This is a genomic window from Telluria sp. AIW5, from assembly GCF_056680575.1.
Genome location: NZ_CM155289.1, coordinates 5,044,291 through 5,071,253, shown reverse-complemented (window position 1 = coordinate 5,071,253; position 26,963 = coordinate 5,044,291). Strand labels below are relative to the sequence as shown.

The 26,963-nt window shown below is 64.7% G+C and carries 19 protein-coding genes and 1 pseudogene; 16 read left to right on the top strand and 4 right to left on the bottom strand.

All coding sequences use genetic code 11. From position 1 onward, the window contains the following. Positions 1–365: 365 nt before the first annotated feature. The 8 genes from scpB (at position 366) to typA (ending at position 12,314) form a co-directional block, all read left to right on the top strand. A complete protein-coding gene (gene scpB / locus AC1MEM_RS22445; protein WP_499474303.1) occupies positions 366–1,100 on the top strand; it encodes an SMC-Scp complex subunit ScpB in 735 nt (244 codons plus the stop codon). Then, on the top strand, positions 1,087–3,090 hold the full coding sequence (gene rluB / locus AC1MEM_RS22440) for a 23S rRNA pseudouridine(2605) synthase RluB (protein WP_499474302.1): 2,004 nt from the start codon (positions 1,087–1,089) through the stop codon (positions 3,088–3,090). The genes scpB and rluB overlap by 14 nt, the downstream gene beginning before the upstream one ends. A gap of 448 nt (positions 3,091–3,538) precedes the next feature. After that, a complete protein-coding gene (gene rimP, locus AC1MEM_RS22435; RefSeq protein ID WP_499474301.1) occupies positions 3,539–4,027 on the top strand; it encodes a ribosome maturation factor RimP in 489 nt (162 codons plus the stop codon). Then, a complete protein-coding gene (gene nusA / locus AC1MEM_RS22430; protein WP_499474300.1) occupies positions 4,024–5,589 on the top strand; it encodes a transcription termination factor NusA in 1,566 nt (521 codons plus the stop codon). Before rimP ends, nusA begins: the two co-directional genes overlap by 4 nt. Before the next feature lie 46 nt (positions 5,590–5,635). Next, positions 5,636–8,458 (top strand): translation initiation factor IF-2, encoded by a 2,823-nt coding sequence (infB, locus tag AC1MEM_RS22425; protein ID WP_499474299.1) that lies wholly within the window; start codon positions 5,636–5,638, stop codon positions 8,456–8,458. Between the two features lie 216 nt (positions 8,459–8,674). Continuing rightward, positions 8,675–9,109: a 30S ribosome-binding factor RbfA gene (gene rbfA / locus AC1MEM_RS22420; protein ID WP_499474298.1), complete on the top strand. Its 435-nt coding sequence runs from the start codon at positions 8,675–8,677 to the stop codon at positions 9,107–9,109. Continuing rightward, on the top strand, positions 9,106–10,026 hold the full coding sequence (truB, locus tag AC1MEM_RS22415) for a tRNA pseudouridine(55) synthase TruB (RefSeq protein WP_499474297.1): 921 nt from the start codon (positions 9,106–9,108) through the stop codon (positions 10,024–10,026). Before rbfA ends, truB begins: the two co-directional genes overlap by 4 nt. Positions 10,027–10,481: 455 nt before the next feature. Next, positions 10,482–12,314, top strand: a complete 1,833-nt coding sequence (gene typA / locus AC1MEM_RS22410; protein ID WP_499474296.1) for a translational GTPase TypA — start codon at positions 10,482–10,484, stop codon at positions 12,312–12,314. Positions 12,315–12,401: 87 nt separating this feature from the next. Here the strand turns inward: typA and AC1MEM_RS22405 are convergent, their stop codons facing one another. Continuing rightward, complete coding sequence (locus tag AC1MEM_RS22405; protein ID WP_499474295.1) at positions 12,402–13,364, bottom strand: hypothetical protein; 963 nt, start codon at positions 13,362–13,364, stop codon at positions 12,402–12,404. Between the two features lie 40 nt (positions 13,365–13,404). Between AC1MEM_RS22405 and AC1MEM_RS22400 the strand changes: the two genes are divergently transcribed. Then, the gene (locus AC1MEM_RS22400) at positions 13,405–15,162 is read left to right on the top strand and encodes an ABC transporter ATP-binding protein (RefSeq protein ID WP_499474294.1); all 1,758 of its coding nucleotides are present in this window, start codon (positions 13,405–13,407) and stop codon (positions 15,160–15,162) included. Between the two features lie 170 nt (positions 15,163–15,332). Here the strand turns inward: AC1MEM_RS22400 and AC1MEM_RS22395 are convergent, their stop codons facing one another. From AC1MEM_RS22395 to AC1MEM_RS22385, 3 genes and pseudogenes are all read right to left on the bottom strand, one after another. Continuing rightward, complete coding sequence (locus AC1MEM_RS22395) at positions 15,333–16,355, bottom strand: hypothetical protein (RefSeq protein ID WP_499474293.1); 1,023 nt, start codon at positions 16,353–16,355, stop codon at positions 15,333–15,335. Between the two features lie 3 nt (positions 16,356–16,358). Continuing rightward, positions 16,359–17,024, bottom strand: coding sequence for a flagellin family protein (locus tag AC1MEM_RS22390; protein WP_499474292.1), 666 nt, complete (start codon positions 17,022–17,024; stop codon positions 16,359–16,361). A gap of 62 nt (positions 17,025–17,086) precedes the next feature. Continuing rightward, positions 17,087–17,437 (bottom strand): annotated as a pseudogene (locus AC1MEM_RS22385) (flagellin N-terminal helical domain-containing protein); the annotation flags it as partial. 270 nt (positions 17,438–17,707) lie between these two features. Between AC1MEM_RS22385 and AC1MEM_RS22380 the strand changes: the two are divergent. The 7 genes from AC1MEM_RS22380 to AC1MEM_RS22350 all read left to right on the top strand — a co-directional run bounded on the left by AC1MEM_RS22380 (position 17,708) and on the right by AC1MEM_RS22350 (position 26,749). Then, positions 17,708–18,628, top strand: coding sequence for an NAD-dependent epimerase/dehydratase family protein (locus AC1MEM_RS22380; protein ID WP_499474291.1), 921 nt, complete (start codon positions 17,708–17,710; stop codon positions 18,626–18,628). A gap of 305 nt (positions 18,629–18,933) precedes the next feature. Beyond that, positions 18,934–19,884, top strand: coding sequence for a tRNA dihydrouridine(20/20a) synthase DusA (gene dusA, locus AC1MEM_RS22375; RefSeq protein ID WP_499477737.1), 951 nt, complete (start codon positions 18,934–18,936; stop codon positions 19,882–19,884). Positions 19,885–20,359: 475 nt separating this feature from the next. Further along, positions 20,360–22,126, top strand: a complete 1,767-nt coding sequence (locus AC1MEM_RS22370) for a methyl-accepting chemotaxis protein (protein WP_499474290.1) — start codon at positions 20,360–20,362, stop codon at positions 22,124–22,126. A gap of 81 nt (positions 22,127–22,207) precedes the next feature. Further along, on the top strand, positions 22,208–22,552 hold the full coding sequence (locus tag AC1MEM_RS22365; protein WP_499474289.1) for an energy transducer TonB: 345 nt from the start codon (positions 22,208–22,210) through the stop codon (positions 22,550–22,552). Positions 22,553–22,835: 283 nt separating this feature from the next. Next, on the top strand, positions 22,836–23,255 hold the full coding sequence (locus tag AC1MEM_RS22360) for a YXWGXW repeat-containing protein (RefSeq protein WP_499474288.1): 420 nt from the start codon (positions 22,836–22,838) through the stop codon (positions 23,253–23,255). Between the two features lie 171 nt (positions 23,256–23,426). After that, entirely contained in the window at positions 23,427–24,641 is a 1,215-nt protein-coding gene (locus tag AC1MEM_RS22355; protein ID WP_499474287.1) for an ABC transporter substrate-binding protein, read from the top strand. A gap of 2 nt (positions 24,642–24,643) precedes the next feature. After that, complete coding sequence (locus tag AC1MEM_RS22350; RefSeq protein ID WP_499474286.1) at positions 24,644–26,749, top strand: hybrid sensor histidine kinase/response regulator; 2,106 nt, start codon at positions 24,644–24,646, stop codon at positions 26,747–26,749. Positions 26,750–26,963: the final 214 nt, after the last annotated feature.

Genomic DNA, 26,963 nt, shown 5'->3' with positions numbered 1-26,963 from the left:
CTTGCGCAAGTGGCCGTTCCTGTGTTTTATCGGTTACAATGGCCCGCAGTTGGAGGAAACGACGTCGATTCCTGTCATGGTGCGCTGCTGAGCTGTAGAGTCTGCCAGTCGCATTCCGGGTCCGCGTTTCGCTGAGTAACCATCTGTAGGCTGCCCGCCTTGCACGCGAGCAGCCCTGTGGCCGGGTCCTGTCCCGCCACCGCTATTCCGCCCGCCGCGTCCAAGCGCGGGCCATTGATTCCTGTTTCAACGAGCAGCACGACGAACCGCGTTGGCGATATGGCCTGCGCTGCGCCGACTCCGGCCAGCCGCCGTCCGCCGGGCGCTTATTTGGTAGATTCTTTGGCACGAGCCCGACGATATCGATGAAGACTGACGAGGCCAAGCGGGTCCTCGAGACCGCCTTGCTGTGCGCGCGTGAGCCGATGTCGCTGCACGGCATGAAGAAGCTGTTTGCCGATGTGGACGCCAACGGGCGCGTGCTCGGCATCGGGGTCGGGTTCGACACCATCAAACTGCTGCTCGAGGAATTGCGCCACGACTGGAGAGACCGCGGCATCGAGATCGTCAGCCTGGCGTCGGGCTGGCGCTTCCAGAGCCGTCCCGAGATGAAGCCGTATCTCGACCGCATCACCCCGGAAAAGCCGCCGAAATATTCGCGGGCAACGCTGGAAACGCTGGCGATCATCGCCTACCGTCAGCCGGTCACGCGCGGCGACATCGAGGAAATCCGCGGCGTCGCGGTGAACTCGCAGACGATCAAGATGCTGGAAGACCGTGGCTGGATCGATGTCGTCGGCCACCGCGAAGTGGTGGGGCGGCCGGCCTTGCTCGGCACGACGAAGCAGTTCCTCGACGACCTGGGGCTGGCCTCGCTGGGGCAATTGCCTCCGCTCGACAGCATCGCCGACGCCCAGGACGGGCGCAGCCTGGAAGCGCTGGAAGCGGCGCTGCAAATGAATTTTAATAAGACGGACGCGCCAGCGGACGTCGAAGAAGAACAAGTTACTTCACCCGTTGAAGTCCCGATACACGACCCGCAACCGGCCTTCGGCGTGGACAGGGTCAACAACAACGAAACGAACGATGAATCCAACTGACACCGACATCACGCCTGCCGCACCGGGCAAGGACGAAGCGGCCAAGCCGAAACGCCGCACCAAAGCTGCCGCCGCGCATGTCGCCGATCCGGCGCCTGCCGCTGCTGACGCCGCAACGACGCCTGCTGCGAAGCCGAAACGCCGTACCAAGGCTGCCGCTGCGGACGCTGCCGCGCCGATGAGCGCCGACGCCGCGGCGCCAGCCGCCGCTGCGCCAGCCCCCGCTGCGCCAGCCGCCGCCGAGTTTGCGCCGGCACGCGTTTCCGTGCGCAAGCCGCGCGCCGCAAAGGACAGGCCGGCCGAAGCGCCTGCGCAAGCGACGGAGACCTGGCCGCAAGCGGGCATTGCCCCGGCCCCGGCCCCGGCAAGCGACAACATGGCCGCGGCCGACGCGCCGCGCAAGGAACAGAATAAAGACGAAGTCCAGCGCAAGCCGCGCGGTCCGCGCCAGATGCGTGAACAGCGCGCCGTGCGCGAAGCAACGCGTCCAGCGCCGGCACAAGCCGCGGCACCGGAAGCGCACGCAGTCGACGCGCCTCAAGCGCAGGGTGAGCAAGGCGAACCAGGCGAGCAGCCCGCGGCGCAACCGCGCCACCACCAGCGCCAGGCCAAGGGCAAAGGCAAGAACGGCAAGGGCGGCGGTGCACAGCCCGCACAGCGCAATGCACAGCCGAACGGCCAGCAGGGTGGCCGCAACCAGGGCGGCAAGGGTAAGCCAGGCGGCAAGCCGAACGACGCCGACGCCGTGTTCTCCTTCGTCACCTCGGACGCATTCGATGCCAACGAAGGCGGCCGCGGCCAGCAGTCGAAGGTCGTACGCCGCGACCTGACCTCGGACGACGACGCGCCGAAGCTGCACAAGGTGCTGGCCGAAGCCGGCCTCGGTTCGCGCCGCGACATGGAAGACCTGATCGTTGCCGGCCGCGTGTCGGTGAACGGCGAGCCGGCCCACATCGGCCAGCGCATCCTGCCGACCGACGCCGTGCGCATCAACGGTAAATTGATCCAGCGCCGCGTCACCAGCAGCAAGCCGCCGCGCGTACTCGTGTACCACAAGCCGGCCGGCGAAATCGTCAGCCACGACGATCCGGAAGGCCGTCCATCGGTGTTCGACCGCCTGCCGACCATGAAGACCGGCAAGTGGCTGGCCGTGGGCCGCCTCGACTTCAACACCGAAGGCCTGCTGCTGTTCACGACCTCGGGTGACCTGGCGAACCGCCTGATGCACCCGCGTTACAACATCGACCGCGAATACGCCGTGCGCACGCTGGGCGAACTTGAAGAAGGCATGCGCCAGAAACTGCTGGCCGGTGTCGAGCTCGAGGACGGCCTGGCGAACTTCACCAAGATCGTCGACGGCGGCGGCGAAGGCATCAACAAGTGGTACCGCGTGGTCATCGGCGAAGGCCGCAACCGCGAAGTGCGCCGCATGTTCGAGGCGGTGGGCCTGACCGTCTCGCGCCTGATCCGTACCCGCTACGGCGCGATGACCTTGCCGTCGGGCCTGAAGCGCGGCCGCTGGGAAGAGCTGGAAGAAAACGACGTGCGCAGCTTCATGTCCGCCTTCGGGATCGAGAAGAAGGGTGCGGCCGGCGGCGATCACAAGGGCAAGGGCGGCAAGAATGCCCAGCCGGCCGACCCGCGCCGTTCCGACGGCAACCGGATCGACCGTGTGGATGCGAACCGTAATGTCGATCCGTTCGGCCCACCGGTCGCGCGCGTCGGCGCGCCGCCGCGCGGCGGCCAGGCGCCTGCAGGGCGTGGCCCGGCCGGTGGCGGCAAGGGCCGTGGCGGCAACGCCGGCGGCTTCGGCGGCAGCAGCTCGGGTCGTCCGGGCGGTGGTGCCGGTGGCGGCGCCAGCGGCCGTCCGCGCCAGCCCGATCCGCTGCAGACGACCTTCGGCTTCGGCAATGCCGGCGGCGCCCGTCGCGGTGGCGGGGGATCGCGCGGCGCCGAGCCGGGCCTGCCGCGCCGCGGACGCCGGGGTTAAAAAGCGCACCACGGCCGCTGATGGACGTTCGCAACCGTGGTGCACCGTAGGGTGGGCTCTCGAGCCCACGCGGTACAGCGCTTGAATATCGGCGCCGTGTCCTCATCTGGATCGCCGGAGTTCAAGCAGTGAGAACGCGTGGGCACGAGTGCCCACCCTACGTTACGCACCTTTTTGTGGTGAAAGCCGGGGCTGGTGGTCCCTCGTGTTCCACACACCAGCAGTTTCCGCTTTAATATCGTGCGCAGCCGTTGTTGGCTTGCTCATAAAATGGTATGGCGATTGCAGCGTGCCCTCGAATACGTTATAATTTGCAGCCTAATCGAAGTCCTTCCCCAGTATTAATTTGGTGCAAGTGCTTTCATCTGGTTGGGTTGTAAATACAAAAAGATGGGCAGATGCCCATTTTTTTTTTGGTAAAACGTTTTAACCCCCTTGGAGAAGTGTCGTGCAGCAGTTTGATTTGATCGCCAAGACAGTCGCTGGCCTGGGCTACGAACTCGTTGATGTTGAGCGGGGCGAGCGCGGGGTATTACGCGTGTTTATCGATTTCCCGGCTGCCGTCGCGGAAGAGAAGGGCCTGATTACCGTCGAGGACTGCGCAACGGTGAGTCACCAGTTGTCGCACGTGTTCACGGTGGAGAACGTCGATTACGAACGTCTCGAGATTTCGTCGCCCGGGCTGGACCGCCCGGTGCGCACCCTGGCCGATTTCGAGCGCTTCGCCGGCCATGAATGCACGGTGAAGCTGCGCGTCGCCATGCCGGGCAGCGCGAACCGGAAGACCTATACGGGCATCCTGGTCGCGCCGGAAGGCGACAAGATCGGTCTGGAATTTGAAGGTAAAGATGGGCTGGCGTTGTTGGAATTTACGCTGGCCGAATTGGACAAGGCACGTTTGGTGCCGCAGGTGGATTTTAGGAGTCGCAAAGCATGAGTCGCGAAATTTTGTTGTTGGTTGATGCGCTTGCGCGCGAAAAAAACGTCGATCAGGAAGTGGTGTTCGGGGCGCTCGAGTTCGCCCTGGCCCAGGCCACCAAAAAACGCTATGAAGGCGAGGTCGACATTCGCGTGAGCATCGATCGCGACAATGGCGCCTTCGAAACTTTCCGTCGCTGGCACGTGGTGCCCGACGAAGCCGGCCTGCAACTGCCGGACCAGGAAATCCTGCATTTCGAAGCAAAAGAACAGATCCCCGACATCGAAGTCGACGAATACATCGAAGAGCCGGTTGAATCGGTCGACTTCGGCCGCCGCTTTGCCCAGGACACGAAACAGGTCGTCCTGCAGCGCGTGCGTGATGCCGAGCGCGAGCAGATCCTGCAAGACTTCCTCGAGCGTGGCGATTCGCTGGTCACCGGCACCATCAAGCGCATGGAACGCGGCGACGCCATCGTCGAGTCGGGCAAGATCGAAGCGCGCCTGCCGCGCGACCAGATGATCCCGAAAGAGAACCTGCGTATCGGCGACCGCGTCCGTGCCTACATTCTTCGCGTGGACCGCAATATGCGCGGCCCGCAGGTGATCCTGTCGCGTACCGCGCCGGAATTCATCATGAAGCTGTTCGAACTGGAAGTGCCGGAAATCGAACAGGGTCTGCTGGACATTAAATCGGCTGCCCGCGATGCCGGCGTGCGCGCCAAGATCGCCGTGTTCACGTCGGACAAGCGCATCGACCCGATCGGTACCTGCGTCGGCATGCGCGGTTCGCGCGTGCAGGCCGTGACCGGCGAACTCGGCGGCGAGCGCGTCGACATCGTGCTGTGGTCGGACGATCCGGCCCAGTTCGTGATCGGCGCCCTGGCGCCGGCAAACGTGTCGTCGATCATGGTCGATGAAGAAAAGCACGCGATGGACGTCGTGGTCGACGAAGAGAACCTGGCAATCGCGATCGGCCGCTCGGGCCAGAACGTGCGCCTGGCCTCGGAACTGACCGGCTGGAAGATCAACATCATGACGGCCGAAGAATCGGCCAACAAGGTGGCCCAGGAAACGGCGTCGATTCGGTCGCTGTTCATGGAAAAGCTGGACGTCGACCAGGAAGTGGCCGACATCTTGGTCGAAGAAGGTTTCTCGAGCCTGGAAGAAATCGCCTACGTGCCGATTTCGGAAATGCTGGAGATCGAATCCTTCGACGAGGAAACCGTCAACGAACTGCGTACCCGTGCCCGCGACGCCCTGGTGACGGAAGCAATCGCTTCGGAAGAGGGCCTCGAAGGCATGGAAGAGGAACTGGTCACCCTCGACGGCATGGACCGTACGACTGCAGGCAAGCTTGGACTGGCCGGCATCAAGACGGTCGAAGCATTTGCAGGACTGGCGTATGACGAATTCGGTGCCATCCTGGCGCTGCCTTCGGACCGCGCCCGTGAACTGATCAAGAATGAATTTAATGATGTGACCGACGATGAGATGAAGCTGGTCGACAGTAAATATGATGACCGCGCCAAGGCGCTGCAGGCGAAAGCCTGGAGCCTGGCAGAAACGGCCAAGGCATAATTTGCAAATCTTTATCATCTCCGCGACACATAGAAAAGAGGACTGAATGGCGAGTAACAACGTAGCCCAATTTGCCACCGAACTGAAGATGCCTGCAGATTTGCTGCTGACGCAGCTGCGTTCTGCCGGCGTCGAGAAAAGCTCGACGTCAGATCCCTTGTCAAAGGATGATAAGGACAAGCTGCTGAACCACCTGCGCCGTACCCACGGCGCGGCGGATGCGACCGAGAAGAAAAAAATCACGGTCACCCGCAAGGAAACGAGCGAGATCAAGCAGGCGGACGCTTCCGGCAAGTCGCGTACGATCCAGGTCGAAGTGCGCAAGAAGCGCACCTTCGTCCAGCGCGACGACGTCGCAGCGACCCCGGCCGCGGCAAGCGCGCCGGCCGAACCTGTCATCGACGCCACCGAAATCGCCCGCCGCGAGGAAGAGTCGCGCCGTCACGCCGAGCTCGTCGCTCGCCAGGAAGCGGACCTGCGTGAAAAGCAGGAACGCCTGGTCAAGCTCGAAGCCGAGCGCGCCGAGCAGGCCAAGGCCGACGAAGAGCAGGCCAAGCGCGATGCCGCGGAAGTGGCCAAGCGTGCTGCCGCCGCGACCGCCGCCGCCAGTTCGGCTGCCAGCGAGCAGGCCAAGCAGGCCGTCGCCGACGAAGCCAAGCAAAAAGCTGCGGAAGCCGCCAAGGAAGCCGCCGAACGCGCTGCCGCCACCGAGCGTGCACGCAAGGCCGTGGCCGACGAAGTGGCCCAGATCAAGCTGATGATGGCGCAGCCGCGCCGCGTGATCAAGGCGCCGGAACCAGTTCCGCCGCCAGTGGTCGCCAAGCCGGCCGCACCTGCCGGCACGCTGCACAAGCCTGCCGACAAGAAGCCGGCTGACGGTGCCGCCAAGCCGGGCGCCAAGCCGGGCGACAAGAAGTCGATCAAGTCGGCGAATGTCTCCTCGACCTGGTCGGACGACGCCAAGAAGCGTGGCGCGCCGAGCGGTCCGAAGGGTCGTGGCGGTCCGAGCGCGCCGAGCGGCCGCGACGGCTGGCGTAGCGGTGGCCGCAGTGGCGGACGTCGTTCGCACGGCGATGACCGCGAAACCAACTTCCAGGCGCCGACCGAGGCGATCGTCAAGGACGTTCACGTTCCTGAAACGATCACCGTGGCCGAACTCGCCCACAAGATGTCGGTGAAGGCATCGGAAGTCATCAAGCAGCTGATGAAGCTGGGCCAGATGTGCACCATTAACCAGGTGCTGGACCAGGAAACCGCGATGATCCTGGTGGAAGAGATGGGCCATAAAGCCTTCGCTGCCGCCGAGGACGATCCGGAAGCACTGCTGGCCGACCAGGGCGAACACGCCGAGTTCGAGTCGACCTCGCGTGCACCAGTGGTCACCGTCATGGGTCACGTCGACCACGGTAAGACCTCGCTGCTGGACTACATCCGCCGCGCCAAGGTTGCCGCAGGCGAAGCCGGTGGCATTACCCAGCACATCGGTGCGTACCACGTGGACACCCCGCGCGGCATGATCACCTTCCTCGACACCCCGGGTCACGAGGCGTTCACCGCCATGCGTGCCCGTGGTGCCAAGGCGACCGACATCGTCATCCTGGTGGTGGCGGCGGACGACGGCGTGATGCCGCAAACGAAAGAGGCAATTGCTCACGCAAAGGCCGCTGGTGTACCGCTGGTGGTGGCGATCAACAAGATCGACAAGCCGGGTGCGAACACCGACCGCGTCACGCAGGAACTGGTAGCCGAAGGCGTCGTGCCGGAAGAATACGGCGGCGACTCGCCGTTCGTGCCGGTGTCCGCCAAGATCGGTACCGGTATCGAGGATCTGCTGGAGCAAGTGCTGCTGCAGGCCGAAGTGCTGGAACTGAAGGCGCCGATCGGCTCGCCGGCCCGTGGCCTGGTGGTCGAGGCCCGTCTGGACAAGGGCCGTGGCCCGGTCGCGACGATCCTGGTGCAATCGGGTACCCTGCGCCGCGGCGACGTGGTGCTGGCCGGTTCCGCTTACGGTCGTGTCCGTGCAATGCTCGACGAAAACGGCAAGCCGGTCGCCGAAGCTGGTCCATCGATCCCGGTCGAGATCCAGGGCCTGACCGAAGTGCCGGTTGCCGGTGAAGAAGTCATGGTCATGGCCGACGAGCGTAAAGCACGTGAAATCGGTCTGTTCCGTCAAGGTAAGTTCCGCGACGTGAAGCTGGCCAAGCAGCAGGCAGCGAAGCTGGAAAACATGTTCGACCAGATGGCCGAGGGCGAGGTGAAGAACCTGCCGCTGATCATCAAGACGGACGTGCAGGGTTCGCAGGAAGCACTGGTCAGCTCGCTCCAGAAGCTGTCGACTTCGGAAGTGCGCGTGCAGGTCGTCCATGCGGCGGTCGGCGGCATCACCGAGTCGGACGTCAACCTCGCGGTCGCCTCGAAAGCGGTCATCATCGGCTTCAACGCCCGTGCCGACTCGCAGGGCCGCAAGCTGGCCGAAGCCAATGGCGTCGACATCCGTTACTACAGCATCATTTACGATGCGATCGACGAGATCAAGACGGCACTGTCGGGCATGCTGGCACCGGAAAAGCGCGAGACCATCACCGGCCAGGTCGAGATTCGCCAGGTCATCCTGGTCTCGAAAGTCGGCGCCATTGCCGGCTGTCTGGTCACCGATGGCGTCGTCAAGCGTACCTCGTCGGTCCGCCTGCTGCGCAACAACATCGTCATCTGGACCGGCGAGATCGACTCGCTCAAGCGCTTCAAGGACGATGCGAAAGAAGTGCGCGCCGGCCTCGAGTGCGGCCTCTCGCTGAAGAACAACAACGAGATCCAGGTTGGCGACGTCCTGGAAGTGTTCGAAGTGACCGAAGTGGCTCGTACGCTGTAATTCGCAAGCGCGACCAAAAAGCGCCATCCGCCGGGCCTTGTGCCCAGCCGATGGCGTTTTTTTTGCGGCGGACTGATGGCTGGTCTGATCCACTGGCGGCGGTGCACCGTAGGGTGGGCTCTTGAGCCCACGCGGATGCACAAGCTGCATGTCGCCAGCGTACGCCCCTGCCTTGCACTTAGATGTAACATCGTCAGAAAAACCCAATACAACACCATGGCAAAACACAGCAAAACCATCCCCCAGCGCGGCCTGCGCGTCGCCGACCAGATCCAGAAAGACCTGTCGGAACTGATCGCCTTCGAGCTGAAAGACCCGCGCGTCGGCATGATCACACTGACCGAAGTCCAGCTCACGCCCGACTACGCGCACGCAAAGGTTTATTTCACCCTGCTCAAAGACAGCAAGGAAGAAATCAAGCAGACGCTCGAGGGCCTGAACAAAGCCTCCGGCTACCTGCACAACATGCTCGGCAAGCGCCTGCACATCCACACGCTGCCGCGCTTGCACTTCGTGCACGACACCTCGACCTCGCGCGGCCTGCAGATGTCGGCCCTGATCGACCAGGCGAACGCCGTGCGCGCCGCCGACTTTGACGACGGCAGCGCAGCTTCGGCTGCGGCACCGGAAGCGGACGACGACGCCAAGTGAACGCACGCCCGCCAAAAAAGCCGCGTGACCTGGTCGACGGCGTCCTCCTGCTCGACAAGCCGGTCGGCCTGTCCTCGAACGACGCTTTGATCCGCGCCAAGCGCGTCATGAACGCGAAAAAGGCGGGCCACACCGGCACGCTCGACCCCTTCGCCACCGGTTTGCTGCCGCTGTGCTTCGGCGAAGCAACCAAGTTCTCGCAGGACTTGCTGGAAGCCGACAAGACCTATGAGGCGACGGTCCACCTCGGCATCATGACGAATACCGGCGACACCGAGGGCGAGGCGATCGAGACGCTCCCCGTTGACGTGACGATCGGGCAGATCGAAGCGGCGCTGGCGCGGTTCCGCGGCCCGATCCTGCAGGTGCCGCCGATGTACTCGGCCCTGAAACGCGACGGCAAGGCGCTTTACGAATACGCGCGCGAAGGCATCACGCTCGAGCGCGAAGCGCGCCCGGTAACGATTCACGGGCTGGAACTGGTCGCTTACGAAGCACCGATGCTGAAGATCCGCGTCACCTGCAGCAAGGGGACCTACGTGCGCGTGCTGGGCGAAGACATCGGCGCAGCCCTGGGCTGTGGCGCGCACCTGAACGCATTGCGCCGCATCCAGGTGGGCGCTTTGACGGCCGAGACGATGATCTCGCTGGAAGATTTGCAGGCGCATGCCGAACCGCTGTCGCTGCTGGCGCCGGTCGATGCGTTGCTGTCGAGCTTTCCTTCGGTCGAGCTGACGCCGGAGCTGGCCAAGCGCTTTCTGAACGGCCAGCGCCTGGCGCTCGGTAAAGAGTCGGTGATGGTGCCGCAAGAGCTGGGCAGGGTGCGCGTGTATCACGACGGCAAGCTGCTGGGGACGGCGAACCTGCAGGAGTACGCGATCCTGGCGCCGGAACGGTTGATTGCGGCGCCGCAATAACTTTGCCGGGTTGCTGAACGTCGCCTGACCGTAGAGCGTGTGAAAAAATTGTCAGGGCAAGGCCCTGAGGGCGAGGCGACATCGTCGAAGACAGTACGTGGGTACGGCGAGACGATGCAACGCAGCCATGGCTATTTTTTTTACACGCTCGTAGGGTGGGCGGCTCCACCCGAACGCTTGCGCGCCCGCTTCCTATGCGCCGCCCACGCGTTCAAGCCGAGCAAGCTCAGCCGGATCGGCGTTTCACCTGCCGTGGAAGTTCATTAAATCCCTGCCAACACGACCCGGCGTTCCGCGTGGGCACAGAGTGCCCATTCTACCAACTCGTTGAAATTACGGACCTTTTTGGAGGCGAGTTCACATCAACGTGCTATACTACGCGGTTTCCGAAATTGGCAGCCTCGGACACATCCGCGAGTTCATCCGCACCATCACGCAAATCACGCTGAAAATACATGTCAAATACCAAACGCGCAATTCGTAATATTGCAATCATCGCCCACGTTGACCACGGCAAGACCACCCTGGTCGACCAGCTGCTCCGTCAGTCCGGCACCTTCCGTGAAAACCAGGCGGTGGACACCCGCGTGATGGACTCGAACGACCTCGAAAAAGAACGCGGCATTACGATTCTGTCGAAGAATTGCGCGGTCGAGTACGAAGGCACCCACATCAACATCGTCGACACCCCGGGCCACGCCGACTTCGGCGGTGAAGTCGAGCGCGTGCTGTCGATGGTCGACTCGGTGCTGCTGCTGGTCGATGCGCAGGAAGGTCCGATGCCGCAGACCCGTTTCGTGACCCGCAAGGCACTGGCCCTGGGCCTGAAGCCGATCGTCGTCGTCAACAAGGTCGACCGTCCAGGCGCGCGCGCCGAGTGGGCCATCAACCAGACCTTCGAACTGTTCGACAAGCTCGGCGCCAGCGATGACCAGCTCGACTTCCCGATCGTCTACGCCTCGGGCCTGAACGGCTACGCCGGCCTGACCGAAGACGTCCGTGGCGGCGACATGAAGCCGCTGTTCGACGCCATCCTGCAACACGTGCCGGTCCGTGACGACAATCCGGAAGGCCCGCTGCAGATGCAGATCACCTCGCTCGACTACTCGTCGTACGTCGGCAAGATCGGCATTGGCCGCGTCAACCGCGGCACCGTCAAGACCGGCCAGGACGTCATCGTCATGAACGGTCCTGACGGCACCCCGATCAAGGGCCGCATCAACCAGGTGCTGAACTTCAAGGGCCTCGAGCGCGTGCTGGTCGACGAAGCCGTCGCCGGCGACATCTGCCTGATCAACGGTATCGACGAAATCGGCATCGGCTCGACCATCTGCGCACCGGACACCCCGGAAGCGCTGCCGATGCTGACCGTCGACGAGCCGACCCTGACCATGAACTTCATGGTCAACAACTCGCCGCTGGCCGGCCGCGAAGGCAAGTTCGTCACCAGCCGCCAGCTGCGTGACCGCCTCGACCGCGAACTGAAAGCCAACGTCGCACTGCGCGTGGCGCCGACCGACGACGACACGATTTTCGAAGTCTCGGGCCGCGGCGAGCTGCACCTGACGATCCTGATCGAAAACATGCGTCGCGAAGGCTTCGAGCTGGCCGTGTCGCGTCCGCGCGTGGTCTTCAAGATGGTCGATGGCGTGCGCCACGAGCCGTTCGAGAACCTGTCGGTCGACGTGGAAGAAGCCAACCAGGGCGGCGTCATGGAAGAACTGGGCCGCCGCCGTGGCGACCTGCAGAACATGGAATCGGATGGCAAGGGCCGCGTGCGTCTCGAGTACCTGATCCCGGCGCGTGGCCTGATCGGCTTCCAGGGCGAATTCATGACCCTCACCCGCGGCACCGGCCTGATGAGCCACGTGTTCCACGAGTACGCACCGGTCGACAACACCCGCGGTGAAATGGCCGGCCGCCGCAACGGCGTGCTGATCTCGCAGGACGACGGCGCCGCCGTCGCCTACGCGATCTGGAAACTGCAGGACCGCGGCCGCATGTTCGTGTCGCACAACGACCCGGTGTACGAAGGCATGATCATCGGCATCCACTCGCGCGACAACGACCTGGTCGTCAACCCGATCAAGGGCAAGCAGCTGACCAACGTGCGTTCGTCGGGTACCGACGAAGCCGTGCGCCTGGTGCCGCCGATCCAGATGTCGCTCGAGTACGCTGTCGAGTTCATCGAGGACGACGAACTGGTCGAGATCACGCCGAAGTCGATCCGCCTGCGCAAGCGCTACCTCAAGGAACACGAGCGCAAGAAGGCCAACCGCGAAGCTTAATTGACAGGGGCTCGTTCCCCTGTCCACGACAAACCGCTGTCACCGCATGCAAATGCGGGGCAGCGGTTTTTTTATTTCCGGGTCGGGTCAGCGGTGGTGACCCTGTACCGGGTCGAGGCGCACCGACTCGCAGGTGGTATCGCGGCGGCAGGCAATGCCCACGATCTGGCCCTGGTCGTTGATGCCGCTGGCGCTTGCCATGTGCCACCCCGGGGACGCGATCAGCGCATCGAGGTTGTGCAGCTGGCCGCCCGTATACACGAAGGCGACGTCATCGTCCTGCGACTGGCCATCGCCGACGAAGCTGCCGCGTTCGTTCAAATCGCGGACGGTCAGCTGCTGGCCGCCGAAGAAGCCGAGGTCGGTCATCATGCCGCGTTCGTAGAAGAACAGGTGGTAGTAGCCGTTCACGTCCGAGTAGCCCGCCATCTGGCCGGCGTTGTTGATTTTCTGCGCGGCACTGGCAGTATGCCCGCCGCCCTGCAGCACGCCGAGGTCGCGCATCACGCCCCTGTAGTACATGAACGGGTGGTAGGGCTCGAATGGCGCCGCGTCAGGGTCCTTGATGACGGACTCGCCGACAATGACGCCGGCATCGTTGATGTCCCAGCCCAGACTGGCATAGCCGCCCAGCGTGCCGATGTCTCGCATGCCGCGCCCTGCGTACACGAAGGCCACCGGCTGGTCGTTGCGGTTGTAGAACTGGCCGACGACCTGTCCCTTCGCGTTGATACTTTCGCCGTAGCTGTTTTTGCCGGGCCGCCCGTCGAGGTCGATCATGCGGCCGCGCGAATACAGGAAGGCGTGCAGCGTGTCCGGTCGCGGGTCCACGAGGTACCGGTGACCTGTCCCGCGTCGTTGATCGCACTCGCGGAGCTGTTCCCCCCGAAGCGTGCCGAGGTCGACGATCTTGCCGCGTGCCAGTACGGCGGCGTGCGACCTCGTTTCGTCCAGCGAGACGTTACCGGCGATGGCGCCGGCGTTGTTGATGTCCACCGGGTAGAAACGGTGCGTCGGGCTGGATGCCGTTTGTGGCAACGCCGAGCTCATCGGTGCGCGTGTTTTCAGCCCCGGTTGTTAAGATCGCCCCATGCGCATTCTCTGGATTTACCTCAAACCCCACTGGCGCCTGGGCCTGCTGGCTCTCGTCTTTGCCGGCATCGCCCAGGTGCTGGCCCTGGTCGACCCGATCATCTTCGGCAGGATCATCGACCACGTGACGCAGCGCCACCCGGGCGACGCCGACCCGATGCCGTACGTGATGCGGCTGCTTGGCATCGCGGTGCTGGTGGCCGTGCTGTCGCGCCTGGCGAAAGCCTTGCAGGAATACGTGACGCGCCTGGTCGTGCAGAAGCTGGGCGTGGCCATCTTCAACGACGGCTTGCGGCATTTATTGAGGCTGAAATTCCAGGAGTTCGAGGACTTGCGCAGCGGCGAGATGCTCTCCTTGCTGCAAAAGGTGAGGGCGGACAGCGAGCGCCTGATCAACACCTTCATCAACACCGCCTTTGCGGCCCTGGTCGGGGTGACCTTCCTGGCCTGGTATGCGGTCACGAAACACTGGCTGCTGGTGCCGGTCTTCTTCGTCGGGGTGGTGGTGCTGGGCGGGCTCACGGGTTTGCTGAGCCGAGAGATCAAGACCCAGCAGCGTTCGATCACGCGCGAGACCAATCGCAACTCGGGCTTCATCACGGAGTCGCTGCGGAATATCGAACTCATTAAAAGCCTGGGGCTGACTTTCCCGGAGATCCGCCGCCTGCGCAGCCAGACCGACGCCATCTTCGCGTTGGAAATGGAGAAAGTGAAGCGCATCCGGCTGCTCTCCTTTTTGCAGGGATCGACGCTGAGCCTGCTGAAGCTGGCGATCCTGTTTGCCTTGCTGTGGCTGATCTTCCGCGACCTGCTCTCGACCGGCGAACTGATCGCCATGCAGTTCATCTCGGTGTCGATCTTCGCGCCGCTGCAGGAACTCGGCAACATCATCCTGGCGCACCGCGAGGCCGAGGCTTCGCTGCTGAACTTCAAGACGCTGATGGACAAGCCGGTCGAGCGGCGTCCGCCGGACCCGGTCGAGATCGGGCCGCTCACCGAACTGCGCTTCGATGACGTGCGCTTCCGCCACAAGGGCGCGCCCGAGGACGCGCTGGCCGGCGTCTCGTTCGCGGCCACGCTGGGGCAGACGGTGGCCTTCGTCGGGCCGTCAGGTTCGGGCAAGTCGACGATGGTGAAACTGCTGGTGGGGCTGTACACGCCGAATGCGGGCGAGGTGTCGTACAACGGCGTGCGCACCACCGACCTGCGCTATAACCGGGTGCGCCGCCAGATCGGTTTCGTGACGCAGGAGACGTATTTGTTTGCAGGGACGATCCGCGACAATATCCGCTTCGTGAAGACCGATGCCACCGACGAGGAGATCGTGGCGGCGATGCGCCAGGCCTCCTGCGCCTATTTGCTCGAGCGCTCGCCGGAGGGGCTGGACACCGTGATCGGCGAACGGGGGATGAAGCTGTCCGGCGGCGAGAAGCAGCGGCTGTCGATCGCGCGGGCGCTGGTGCGGCAGCCGGCCTTGCTGATTTTCGACGAGGCGACTTCGGCCCTCGATTCGATCACCGAGGAGCAGATCACGAATACGGTGCGCGAGATTTCGCGGCGGGCGGCCCAGATGACCATTTTGATTGCGCACCGGCTCTCGACCGTGATGCATGCCGATACCATTTTCGTGCTGGAGAAAGGAAGGATCGTCGAGCAGGGCACGCATGGCGAGCTGCTCGAGGCGCGTGGCTTGTATTACGCGATGTGGCGGCAGCAGATTGGGGAGCGGCCGGGGGCGCCGGGGTCGCAAGCCTGAGTGGCTGGCGGCAGTTTTTCGAGGTGCGGACGGGGTATCGCGTGGGCGGAGCCCACCCTACGGAAGGTGGGTGACGGCGCGGTCGCGGGCCGCTGCCCGCATTGTCGAAAAGCCGGCGCCCACGCGCTCCGGCCGCCGGAGCAGCGGCGACCGGGTGAATTACGCTGGAATCAGCGCAGCCCCAGCAATGCCAGCACCCGCTCGCGGCTCACGCCGACCAGCGCCGAGGTGATCGCCAGCAGCGACTCGTAATCGTGGCTACCGGCGGTCGACGCGAAATCCTGCGCCGAGATGGCGAGTTCTTCCGCGCTCAGCTCGGACTGCGACGCGCGCAGGGTCGCATCGTTCAGCGCGGCGCTGGCGGCATCCTGCGAACGGCGCACGCGTTCCAGGGCCTGCACCACTTCGCGCAGGCTCTGGCGTAGCGCATCGGCGTTGCCGGTGCCCAGGTCCTGGAGCTTGAGGTCGGGCGCGACGGCTTCGGTCGCGACACGGCCGCGGCCGGAAATGGCGATGTTGTCGCGCACTTTCGACCAGTTCGCTTCGGCGGTCCTGAATTCGATCCGGCCTTGACGGTCCAGTCCGGCGCGCACCTGGACCGGCGCCAGGGTACGGTCGAGACGTCCGGCGATCTGTTCGGGCGTCATGTCGGGCTCGATCGCGGCAGCCAGTTGCGGGCCACCGGCGCCGCCGACCGAGAAGGCCAGCGACAGCGGCGCGGCCGCTTGCAGCATGCCGGCGTCCAGGCCCGTGATGCGGAAACGCTGCTGGGCCGGTTCGCCATCGGAGAATTGCAGTTGGGCGTCGACCGAGCCGCCGGCCTGGGCGCTGCGGGCGGCGATCGTGGCGCCGAGCTGGCGCGCACGTGCCTCGAGGTCGCGCGCGCCGCTCTTCATGCCGGAGATCTTCGCGGAGAGCGCGGCCTTGACCGATTCCAGCTGGGCGGCGACGCGGGCGAGATAGGCGCGCGCTTGCTGGGCGCTGGCGACATCGCCCTGCAGGCGCGTATCGTAATTCGCACGGACGCGGCGTACAGGCGCTTCGGCGGCAGGGCGCACGGCGGCGCGCGTTTCAAGCGCGGCGTCGTCAAGGGGCTGGGGGCGGATGATCGCCGGCGCGCCCTTGGCGGCGCCGGCGTTCACCGTCGTGTTGACGGGAAGCGTGGTGGAAGCGGTGCGCAGCGTGGTGTCCATCGATTACAGGGCAGAGAACAGGGACAGCGAACCGATCCGGCTGTAGGCCTTGTAGGTCGCCTGCAGGGCCGTCGAATAGCCGTTCAGCTCGGTGGCGGCGACGCCCATGTCGAGCTGGGCGATGTCGGTGATGGCCATCTGGTTCGAGAGGCTGACGTTACCATGGTTGGCGTCGAGCGTGTCGAGGATGTTCTCCTTGCCGCCGATGACGGCGATCTTGCCCGATACCAGGTCGAGCCCCTGGTCGAAGCCGACCAGGTTCGCTTTGAGCACGGCGCGCGTGGCAGGATCGTTGACGTTGACGTTGGCGCTGCCGAGCTTGGCGATGGTCGCGTCGAGGCGGTTCAGCACTTGCTCCATGCCCAGCATGTTGTCGTTGGCGACCTGGGTCAGGCCATTGCCGACGACGACGCGCTGTTCGTTGGTGTTGCCGGCGTAGCTGTAGCGCGATCCCGCGGGCGCAGTCGCGTCATAGGCCATCGGCGCGGTCGAGGTCTTGGTGCCGGAGAAGACGTAACGGCCTTCCTGGTCGACGGTATTGGCGCTGAAGAACAGGCTGTCGCGCAGTGCCTGCAGCGGGTTGCTCATCGCCTTCAGGTCCTCGGACGTGTTGGAGCCGTCGAGCGCCCAGACGATCTGGTCGCGGCCGGCGGCGATGTCGTTCACCATGCCGCCGAGGTAGACTTCGTTTTTGCTCAGGCGGATCTTGATCGAGGCGATGTTGTCGCGGTACTGTCGTACTCGGCCTTGATGGCGGTACGGTCGGCGCCGCTCGAGGACTGGTCGGCCGACTGGGTCGCCAGGTCCTTCATGCGGATCATCATGTTGGTGACTTCGGAGAGCGCGCCGCCGGCGGTCTGCAGCATCGAGGTCGAATTCTGGGTGTTGCGCATTGCCACGGCCATGCCGCTGGTCTGCGACTTCAGGCGGGTGGCGATCTGCAGGCCGGCGGCATCGTCCATTGCCGAGTTGATGCGGTAACCGGTCGACAGGCGGGTCATCGAGGTCGACAGGGCCGACTGGGTGTGACCGATCGAGTTTTGTGCCGACAGGGCAGCGTTGTTGGTGTGAAGGCTCAGCATGTTCAGCTCCAGTGGTTAGGGGACAAGGAGCAGTCAGAATTCTTGGCTAAGCTGCTCTCACCAGTACAAGACGACTGTTTCCGCAGATCCATTAAGTGCCGCACGGAAATTTTTCAAATTATTTGTCGGACGCCCGGATGGGCGGTGACATCGATGGCTGGACAGGGGAAGCGCGCTGCCCCGTCATGTTAAAATCCGCGCAACTTTTCCTGCGAACGCGCGGCCCGGCCGCCAGCCAGGCGCAGTAATACAGGACATCGCAAGGACATCATGGAAATCGGGCAGCGACCCCGGCGTGCGCTGGTGACGGGCGCCAGCGGCTATATCGGTTCCCGCCTGGCGCGGCATCTCGTCGCCTGTGGATGGGATGTACACGTGCTGGTACGCGCCTCATCCAGCCTCGGCCTGCTCGCGCCGGTGCTGGAATCGATCACCGTTCACCGCATCGGCGACGATGCCGGCGCACTGCCCGAGGCCGTGGGCCGTGCCGCGCCGGACGCCGTGTTCCACCTGGCCGCGGCGTATGTCGCCGAACACCGCCACTCCGATATCACCGCGCTGGTCGAGGCCAACCTGCTGTTTTCGACACGCCTGCTCGAGGCCATGCGCCTGCATGGCGTGCGCCTCCTGCTCAATACCGGCACCGCCTGGCAGCACTTCGAGGGGCGACCCTACGATCCGGTGAACCTGTATGCGGCGACCAAACAGGCCTTCGAGGCCATCCTCACCTATTACGTCAACGCGCACGGCCTGCGCGCGGCGACGCTGCTGCTGTTCGACACCTACGGCCCCCAGGACCCGCGCCCCAAGCTGCTCAACGCGCTGTGGCGGGCGCTGTCCGCCGGCACACCGCTGGCCATGTCGACCGGCGACGAGCTGGTCGACCTTGTCCATGTCGACGATGTCGCCGCGGCCTTCCTGGCCGCCGAAGCGGCGCTGCGCAGTGCTGCCCCTGCCCACATGCGCTACGGGGTCTCGTCGGGACGGCCGTTGCGGCTGCGGGAAGTCGTGGCGGTCTTCGAGAAAGCCACCGGCGGGCGGCTCGACGTGGAGTGGGGCGCGCGTGCTTCGCGGGCACGCGACGTCCTGGTGCCATGGACCGGTTTCGCGGCGCCCCCAGGCTGGACCCCCCACATCAGCCTGGCCGACGGTATCCGCGCGTGCGCCCCCGCTGGGCCGGCGGTCCGTTAGGGCGGGCTTCAGCGACTTTCGTTGTCACGTATAATCACGGGTCGATCTCCATCCCTGACTCCCGCATCCGCGCGCGCCGCTTCCGGCGGGCGGCGGCCTGCTAGCGCAGTGCCCCATCCAGCCGGCCGCGATCCTGTCGCGCCGGCGCGACCGACGCCGTCCCGCCGCTACCGCAGGCCTGGCGCCTAATGTAATGAGAAATGTGAACCAACATGAGTGACAAGAACGAAGTGCGCCCGGACATGGCCGGCCACCAGCCCACGGCCGGGACAATCGCGGGCGGACGCCGCCTGTCGGTCGCCCCGATGATGGACTGGACCGACCGCCACTGCCGCGTCTTCCACCGCCAGATCACGCGCCATACCTGGCTCTACACCGAGATGGTGACCACCGGCGCCCTGGTCTACGGCGACGTGGAACGCCACCTGCGCTACGACGAGATCGAGCACCCGGTCGCGCTGCAGCTCGGCGGCAGCGAACCGGCCGACCTCGCGAAAAGCGCGAAGCTGGGGCAGGAGTGGGGCTATGACGAGATCAACCTCAATTGCGGCTGCCCGTCCGAGCGCGTCCAGCGCGGCGCGTTCGGCGCCTGCCTGATGAACGAGCCGCAGCTGGTCGCCGACTGCGTCAAGGCGATGCGCGATGCGGTGTCGATCGACGTCACGGTGAAACACCGCATCGGCATCGACAAGAGCGAGGAATACGGTTTCGTGCGCGATTTCGTCGGCACGATCGCCGACGCCGGCTGCCGCACTTTTATTGTCCATGCACGTAACGCCATCCTGAAGGGCCTGTCGCCCAAGGAAAACCGCGAGATCCCGCCGCTGCGCTACGAAGTGGCGTATCAGCTCAAGCGCGAATTCCCGGAGCTGGAAATCCTCATCAACGGCGGCATCAAGACCGACGACGAGATCGCGCTGCACCTGCAGCACGTGGACGGCGTCATGCTCGGCCGCGAGGCCTACCACAACCCGTATGTGATGGCGAACTGGGACGCCCGTTTCTATGGCGACAGCGCAGCGCCCAGGACGCGCGCCGAGGTGCTGGCCGCGATGGTGCCTTACATTAGTGCCCAGCTGGCGCAATACGGCGGCAATGGATTGAAGCTCAACAGCATTACGCGCCACATGCTCGGCCTGACGGCCGGCCTGCCGGGCGCCCGTGCCTTCCGCCAGATGCTGTCCGATCCGAAGAAGCTGGCCATGGCCGACCCGCGCCTGCTGCTCGACGCGGCAGCCCAGATCCGCAGCCTGTAAGACGTCGCCATACCCGCGGGCGGCCGCAATGCGCCGCCTGCCTCTCCTTCCTGTTCGCTCCCCTCCGCCTGCGCTCCCCGGCCCCGGCCCGGCACGCCTTCCGGCGGCCCTGCAAAATGATTGCCTGACGACTCATATCGATTGCCGTAGGACACCGTCTATAGTCATGTAGGCAAGAACGAGCGTGCTCTCTTGCTTGCTTGTAGGAAATTTACTACACACAAATGTGCATTTGTGTAGACAAGCCCAACCGTCGCTTGCTCCATCACAAGACCCACTCCATAATTTCGGACACGGAATTGAAGATTTGCAACAGATGTGATCCGCCGGAACGGCATTTTTGTGACATGTGCACGGTTTTAGAGCCTTGGCGGCGAGCTTTTGATTTATCCTACGGGAAATAATTGCCGTTATGGAATGCAGCCTGCAACAACGGTACACCGAAGCACATCTGATCAACAGACAGGGAAGCGAAATGAATTTATCGAAGATGAAAGTCGGCATGCGCCTGGGACTGGGCTTCGCCCTGGTGCTGGTGCTGCTTGTCGCGGTCACCGCAGTCGGCATCGTGCGCATGGCGCAGATCCAGGATCGCCTCGACCACGTGGTCGGCGTGAATAATGTCTCGAGCCGTTCCGTCATCGAGATGCGCAACAACGTCCATGACCGCCTGGCTTCGCTGCGCGTGCTGACCCTGATGACCGACGCCACCGAAATGGAGCCCGAGCTCAAGAAGTTCAAGGACCAGACCGCCGTGTACGAAGCGGCCGAGAGCAAGGTCAGCAAGATTTTTGGCGCCGAAGGCACCGACGACGAAAAGGCCTTGCTGGCCGAGATCAAGGGCCACGAAGCGACCGCCATGCCGGCCATCGCCAAGGCGTCCGCACTCTATCTGGCGAACGACGCCATGAGCGCCACCCGCGTCATGATCAAGGAAGTGCGTCCGGTCCAGAAGAAGTGGACCGAAGCACTCGACAAGCTGGTCGCGCTGGAAGACAAACAGAGCGCCCAGAGCCAGGAAGATGCGGCCAGCGCCTTTGTCAGCGCCCGTAACTTCATGCTGGCCATGCTGGTGGCGGCCGTCGCCATGGGCGTGGCAGCGGCCTGGATCATCACCCGCGGCCTGATCAAACAGCTGGGCGGCGAGCCGGATTACACCACCCGCATTGCCGGCAGCATCGCCCATGGCGACCTGTCGATCGCCATCGACACCCACACCGCCCAGCGCGGCAGCCTGCTGGCCGAGATGAACGAAATGCGCAACAGCCTGGTCAAGATCGTCGGCCAGGTCCGCCGCGGCACCGAAACCATCGGCACTGCCTCGCGTGAAATCGCCGCCGGCAACATCGACCTGTCCTCGCGTACCGAACTGCAGGCCAGCTCGCTGGAAAAGACTGCTTCGGCGATGGAAACCCTGACCACCACCGTCAAGCAGAACGCGGAACATGCCCGTGAAGCCAACCACCTCGCGGCCAGTGCCTCGGACGTGGCGCGCAAGGGCGGCGACGTGGTGTCGCAGGTGGTCGGCACGATGGGCGAGATCAACAGCTCGGCCAAGAAGATCGCCGACATCATCAGCGTCATCGACGGCATCGCCTTCCAGACCAACATCCTGGCGCTGAACGCCGCGGTGGAAGCGGCACGTGCCGGCGAGCAGGGCCGTGGTTTCGCGGTCGTGGCTTCCGAAGTGCGCAACCTGGCGCAGCGCTCGGCGGCGGCAGCCAAGGAAATCAAGACCCTGATCGGCGACTCGGTCGAGAAGGTCGAGCGCGGCAGCAAGCTGGTCGGCCAGGCCGGCGTGACGATGGACGAAGTGGTGGCGAGCGTCAAGCGCGTGACCGACATCATGGGCGAGATCGCCAACGCCAGCGCCGAGCAAAGCGCCGGCATCGAACAGGTGAACATGTCGATCATCGAGATGGACAGCATGACCCAGCAAAATGCGGCCCTGGTCGAAGAAGCGGCAGCCGCCGCCCAGAGCCTGCAGGACCAGGCCGGTGAACTGGGCCGCGTGGTCAGCATCTTCAAGCTCGTCGATGGCGAAGAACACAGCATCGAGCCGGTGCTGGCGGCACCAGCGGTGGCCGCACCTGTGGCGAAGCTGCCGGCGGTGCGCACCCCGGCGGCACGCCCGGCCCCTGCAGCCCGTGCTGCACTGAAAAAGCCGGCCGCCGCGGCCGCTGCAGCCAGGCCGAAGAAGGCCCCGGTTGCGGCAGGCAGCGACGAATGGGAAGAATTTTAATTCACGGCGAATCAGCCGGACACACAGAAAGACCGCAAGCAGTCAGCGGCAGACCAACTACCTTTTTGGGGAAATAAAACCATGAAAAAGCCTTACCTGAGCGCCATCGCCACCCTCGTTTTCGCCGCCATCGCCGGCTCGGCATTCGCTGGTGAAACCCCAGCCTCGTTCGACCCGGCCAAGTGCAAGGTCGAGTATCCGAAAGCCTCGCTGATGAACGAAGAGCAGGGCACGACCTCGATGTCCTTCCTGGTCAACGCCGACGGCAGCGTCGCCGATTCGAAGCTGGACAAGTCGAGCGGCTTCAAAGGCCTCGACAAGGCAGCCCAAAAAGGCCTGAGCGCTTGCAAGTTCAAGCCGGGCACGAAAGACGGTTCGCCAGCCCAGACCTGGGCCAAGGTCGACTACGCATGGAAGCTCGACTGATTTCCTTGCCTCACCTGGTTTGAACGAGACAGCCGGCCTTTGCGCCGGCTGTTTTGTTTTCGGCGGCGCTGTTTCAATGGCACCGATGGCGGTCGATCCCCGGCCTCATCCGGTAGCAGGCTCGACCGTGCGCTGCGAAAATGCCCGCCGAGGTAGCATAAGGTTTCCAGTCTGTTAATGGAAACCCGCCAAATGTATCGATTGTAAGCACTTGCATCAGTTCTACTGTGCACTGGAACGTTTGGCTATAGTGGTCTCACACCGAACCGAAAGGAGCACTACCATGAAACGAATTCTCATCACCGTCGCAGCTGCCGTGATCAGCACCGCTGCCTTCGCCCCGGTGGCACAAGCGCAGCACAGCCGGACTGAGGTGATCGTCGTGCAGAAGGCGCCACCGCCGCTGCGTCACGAATCCCACCCAAGGGCGCGCCGTGGTTATGAATGGGCGCCGGGCTACTGGAACTGGAACGGCCATCGCTACACCTGGGTGAAGGGCCACTACGAAAGAGTCCGTCATGGCTACGTGTATAGCCGCCCTGAATGGCGCCAGAATGGCAATGACTGGACCCTGGATCGCGGCGGCTGGCGCCGTGGCGACCGCGACGGCGACGGTGTCCCGAACCGCATGGACCGCGACCGCGACAACGACGGCGTGCCGAACCGTGCCGATGCGCGTCCGAATAACCCGAACCGGAACTGATCGGGGAGGGCTGGCGATAGCCGGCGCCTGGAATGAAGAAGGCCACCTGCGGGTGGCCTTTTTTCATTGCCGCGCCTGCCGCAGTGGCCGCTGCTGTGCGGTTTCCGGCCGATTGTCCGTTGCTGCCGGATTTACGCTTTACAATACCGGGGCCCCATCTTCCCGACACCTATGCCGAACCTGATTCTTCCCCGCCTGGGCAATGCCTTCGCCCGCCTGATTGCCCACGCCATGCTGGTGCTGCTGGCGAGCTTGTCCGCGATGGCGGGAGCGGCGCCGGCCCCGGTGCGCGTGGGACTTGATGCCGAATTCGGCCTGGACAACAGCACCTCCGCCCAGGCCGTGGAACTGGGCCTGCGCACCGCCATCGGCGAGATCAACCGCGCCGGCGGCGTGCTCGGCGGCAGGCCTGTCGAACTCGTCACCAGGGACCATCGCTCGCTGCCGGCCCGCGGTATCCGCAATATCGAGGAGCTGGCGCGCATGCCCGACCTGGTCGCCGTGTTCGGCGGCAGGTTCAGTCCGGTGATCATCGAAGAGCTGCCGACCCTGAAGGCGACCCGGACCCTGTTCCTGGCGCCCTGGTCCTCGGCCGACCTGATCGTCGATAACGACATGCGGCCCAATTATGTCTACCGCCTCTCGCTGCGCGACAGCCTGGCCATGCCCAAGCTGCTGGAAACGGCGCGCAGGCGCGGCCTCGGGAAGGTCGGGCTGTTGCTGACGAATACCTCCTGGGGACGCAGCAACCTGGCGGCCGCCGAGAAGTTCGCGGCCGCCCACCAGGACGTCAGCATCGTCCACACTGCCTGGTACAACTGGCGCGACCAGACCCTGGTGGCCCGGTACAAAACCTTGCGCAGCGCAGGCGCCCAGGCGATCGTGCTGGTCGCCAACGACGACGAGGCCGCGGTGCTGGTGCGCGAGGTGGCTGCCCTGCCGCAGGCGGAGCGGATCCCGATCCTGAGCCATTGGGGCGTGACGGGCGGCGAATTTACCAGGCAGGCGGGGCCCGCCCTGAACCAGGTGGACTTTTCGGTGATCCAGACCTTCTCGTTCTTCCAGGCGGACCGGGAGCGGCGCAAGCACTTCATGCGCAGCCTGGCGGCGGTGTCGCCGATCCGCCGGATCGAGGATATCCAGGGGCCGGTCGGCGTGGCCCATGCCTATGACCTAATGCACATCCTGGCCAAGGCGATCGAGCTCGCCGGCAGCACCGACCGCAAGGCCGTGCGCGATGCCCTCGAAAAGGTGCGCGAACATCGCGGCCTGGTCAAGACCTATGCGCCGCCTTTCACGCCGGGCCGCCACGAAGCCCTGGGACCCCGCGAACTCCTGATCGCCCGCTACCGCGCCGACGGTGTGCTGATGCCGACCGGCGAATGAGCATGTGGTCGACACTGCGGGCCAGGAGCCTGACACAACGCTTTGCGATCGCTTCGGCCATCCTGACCGCCGCGGCGGTCCTGCTGGTCGCGGCGGCCTCGTTCTGGCTGATCAATCGTCAGCACGCATCCGCGCTTGACTTGTTGCAGCAGCGCGAAGCCGCATTCAATGCGCGCACTGTCGGAAACAACATCGCCACCCTGGCTGCGCGCATGGACGAGGTGGCCGACAGCCCGATCCTGGCCACCGGTCTGGTCGACAGCGCGGGCCGCGAAACCTATCTGGCCCCGTTCCTGAACAGCTTGCGCCAGGTGAACGGTATCCCGGTCCAGGTCTTGTTCACCGATTTCGAAGCCAGGCCGATCGCGGGCAACGGCCTCGAAGACTTCGATGCCGCGCAGCTGGCCTGGCTGCGCGCGCGCATCGACCAGAGCAATGAAAGCGCGGCCATCTTCGCGGGTGCGCAAGGGGCGGAACTGGTCGGCGTCAGCCTGCTGCGCTATTCGCGTACGAATACGCCCGAAGGCGCGCTCGTCTACAAGCTCAGGATCAAGGACCTGCATCCCGTCCCGGCGTCGGTGCTGACCTGGAAGGGCCAGCCGCCGCAAGCCCTGGGCGGCTGGCGCCTCGAAGTGCCGGTCAAGGTGCCCGGCGAATTCGGCCACCTGGGCCTGCGGCTGCGCGTGGACGTGTCCGCGGTCGGCCCCTCCCTGGAAACACCCTGGTCCCAATACAGCCTGATCGGCGCCATCGCATTGCTGCTGGCGCTGGTGGTATTCCTGCTGGGTTCGCGTCTTTCCCTCGGGTTGACGCAGGACTTGCGCAAGCTCGAGCGGTTCGCGGGCAAGCTGGGCGAGGAGGGTATCGGCGACGCGCGTGCCGAACTGGCCGGCAGCAGCGAAACGATCAACCTCGCCAGGTCGATCAACCGCATGCTCGACCACCTGCACCGGCAGCAGGCCGACCTGCAGCGGGAACACCAGCGCAAGGACGAATTCCTCGCCATGCTCGCACACGAGCTGCGTAATCCCCTCGCGCCGATCAGCAGCGCCGCGCAGTTGTTGCGCTTGCGCTTCGCCCACGAGCCGCGGATCAAGGAAACCAGCGAGATCATCAGCCGCCAGGTCGTACACATGACGCACCTGGTCGACGACCTGCTCGACGTGTCGCGCGTGACGCGCGGCCTGGTCGCGATCAGCAGGGCGGACGTGGAACTCGGCGCCGTGCTGCGCGAAGCGGTGGAGCAGATCATGCCCGTCATCCGCGCCAGGGGACACCGGCTGACGCTGGACATGGGCCCGCAGGCGCTGCCTGTCTGCGGCGACCGGACCCGGCTGGTGCAGGTGGCGGCCAACCTGCTCAACAACGCCGCGAAATACACGCCCAACGGCGGCGAACTACAGGTCTCGCTGCAACAGCAGGGCGCGGAAGCAGTCCTGCAAGTGCGCGACAACGGCATCGGCATCGGTCCCGACCTGCTGCCGGTCGTGTTCGACCTGTTCACCCAGGCCGAACGCACGCCCGACCGTGCCCAGGGCGGGCTGGGCCTGGGGCTGGCGCTGGTGAAGAAGCTGGTCCAGCTGCACGAAGGAAGCGTCGAGGCGCATAGCGACGGCCCGGGGCAGGGCAGCCTCTTCACCATCCGCCTGCCCTTGCGCCCGCCCGCCCGGGGCGTGGTAGCCGCCCCGGCCGCCACACCGGTGCCGGCCATCGCCCGCTCCATGCGCATCCTGGTAGTCGACGACAACGTCGATGCGGCGGCCACCCTTGCCCTCGTGCTCGAAAGCGCGGGCCACCGGGTGGCGGTCGAACATTCGGCGCAGGCGGCGCTGTCCCTGGCCGCGCACGACGCGTTCGAAGTCATCCTGCTCGATATCGGCCTGCCCGACATGAGCGGCCACGTGCTGGCCGGTGCCCTGACGCAGCTGCCATGCTGCGCCGGCAGCGTGCTGGTCGCCGTCAGCGGTTACGGCCAGGAGCAGGACCTGCAGCTGTCGCGCGAGGCCGGGTTCGCGGCGCACCTGGTCAAGCCGGTGCAGGTGGGGGAGTTGATGGAGACGATAGCGCGGGTGGCGCCGCAGGCGGTGCCGGCGCTGCGGGCTGGTTGAGCGCAGCAAGAATAAGGCCACAGGGGGGTAATGCCGGTCACCCAAGCCGCAAACTGGCCTTCTTGCTGTGCACCACCGCCATGACCTTACCGTCGGCTGTCGCATAACGTATGGGGTCATCAAGGCCACTGGCCTCGATGACCCCATACGTTTATGCGGCTGCCAACGAAAAAACGAGTGAAAGTGGCGACGGCTTCGCTTAAGTGGCGGACAT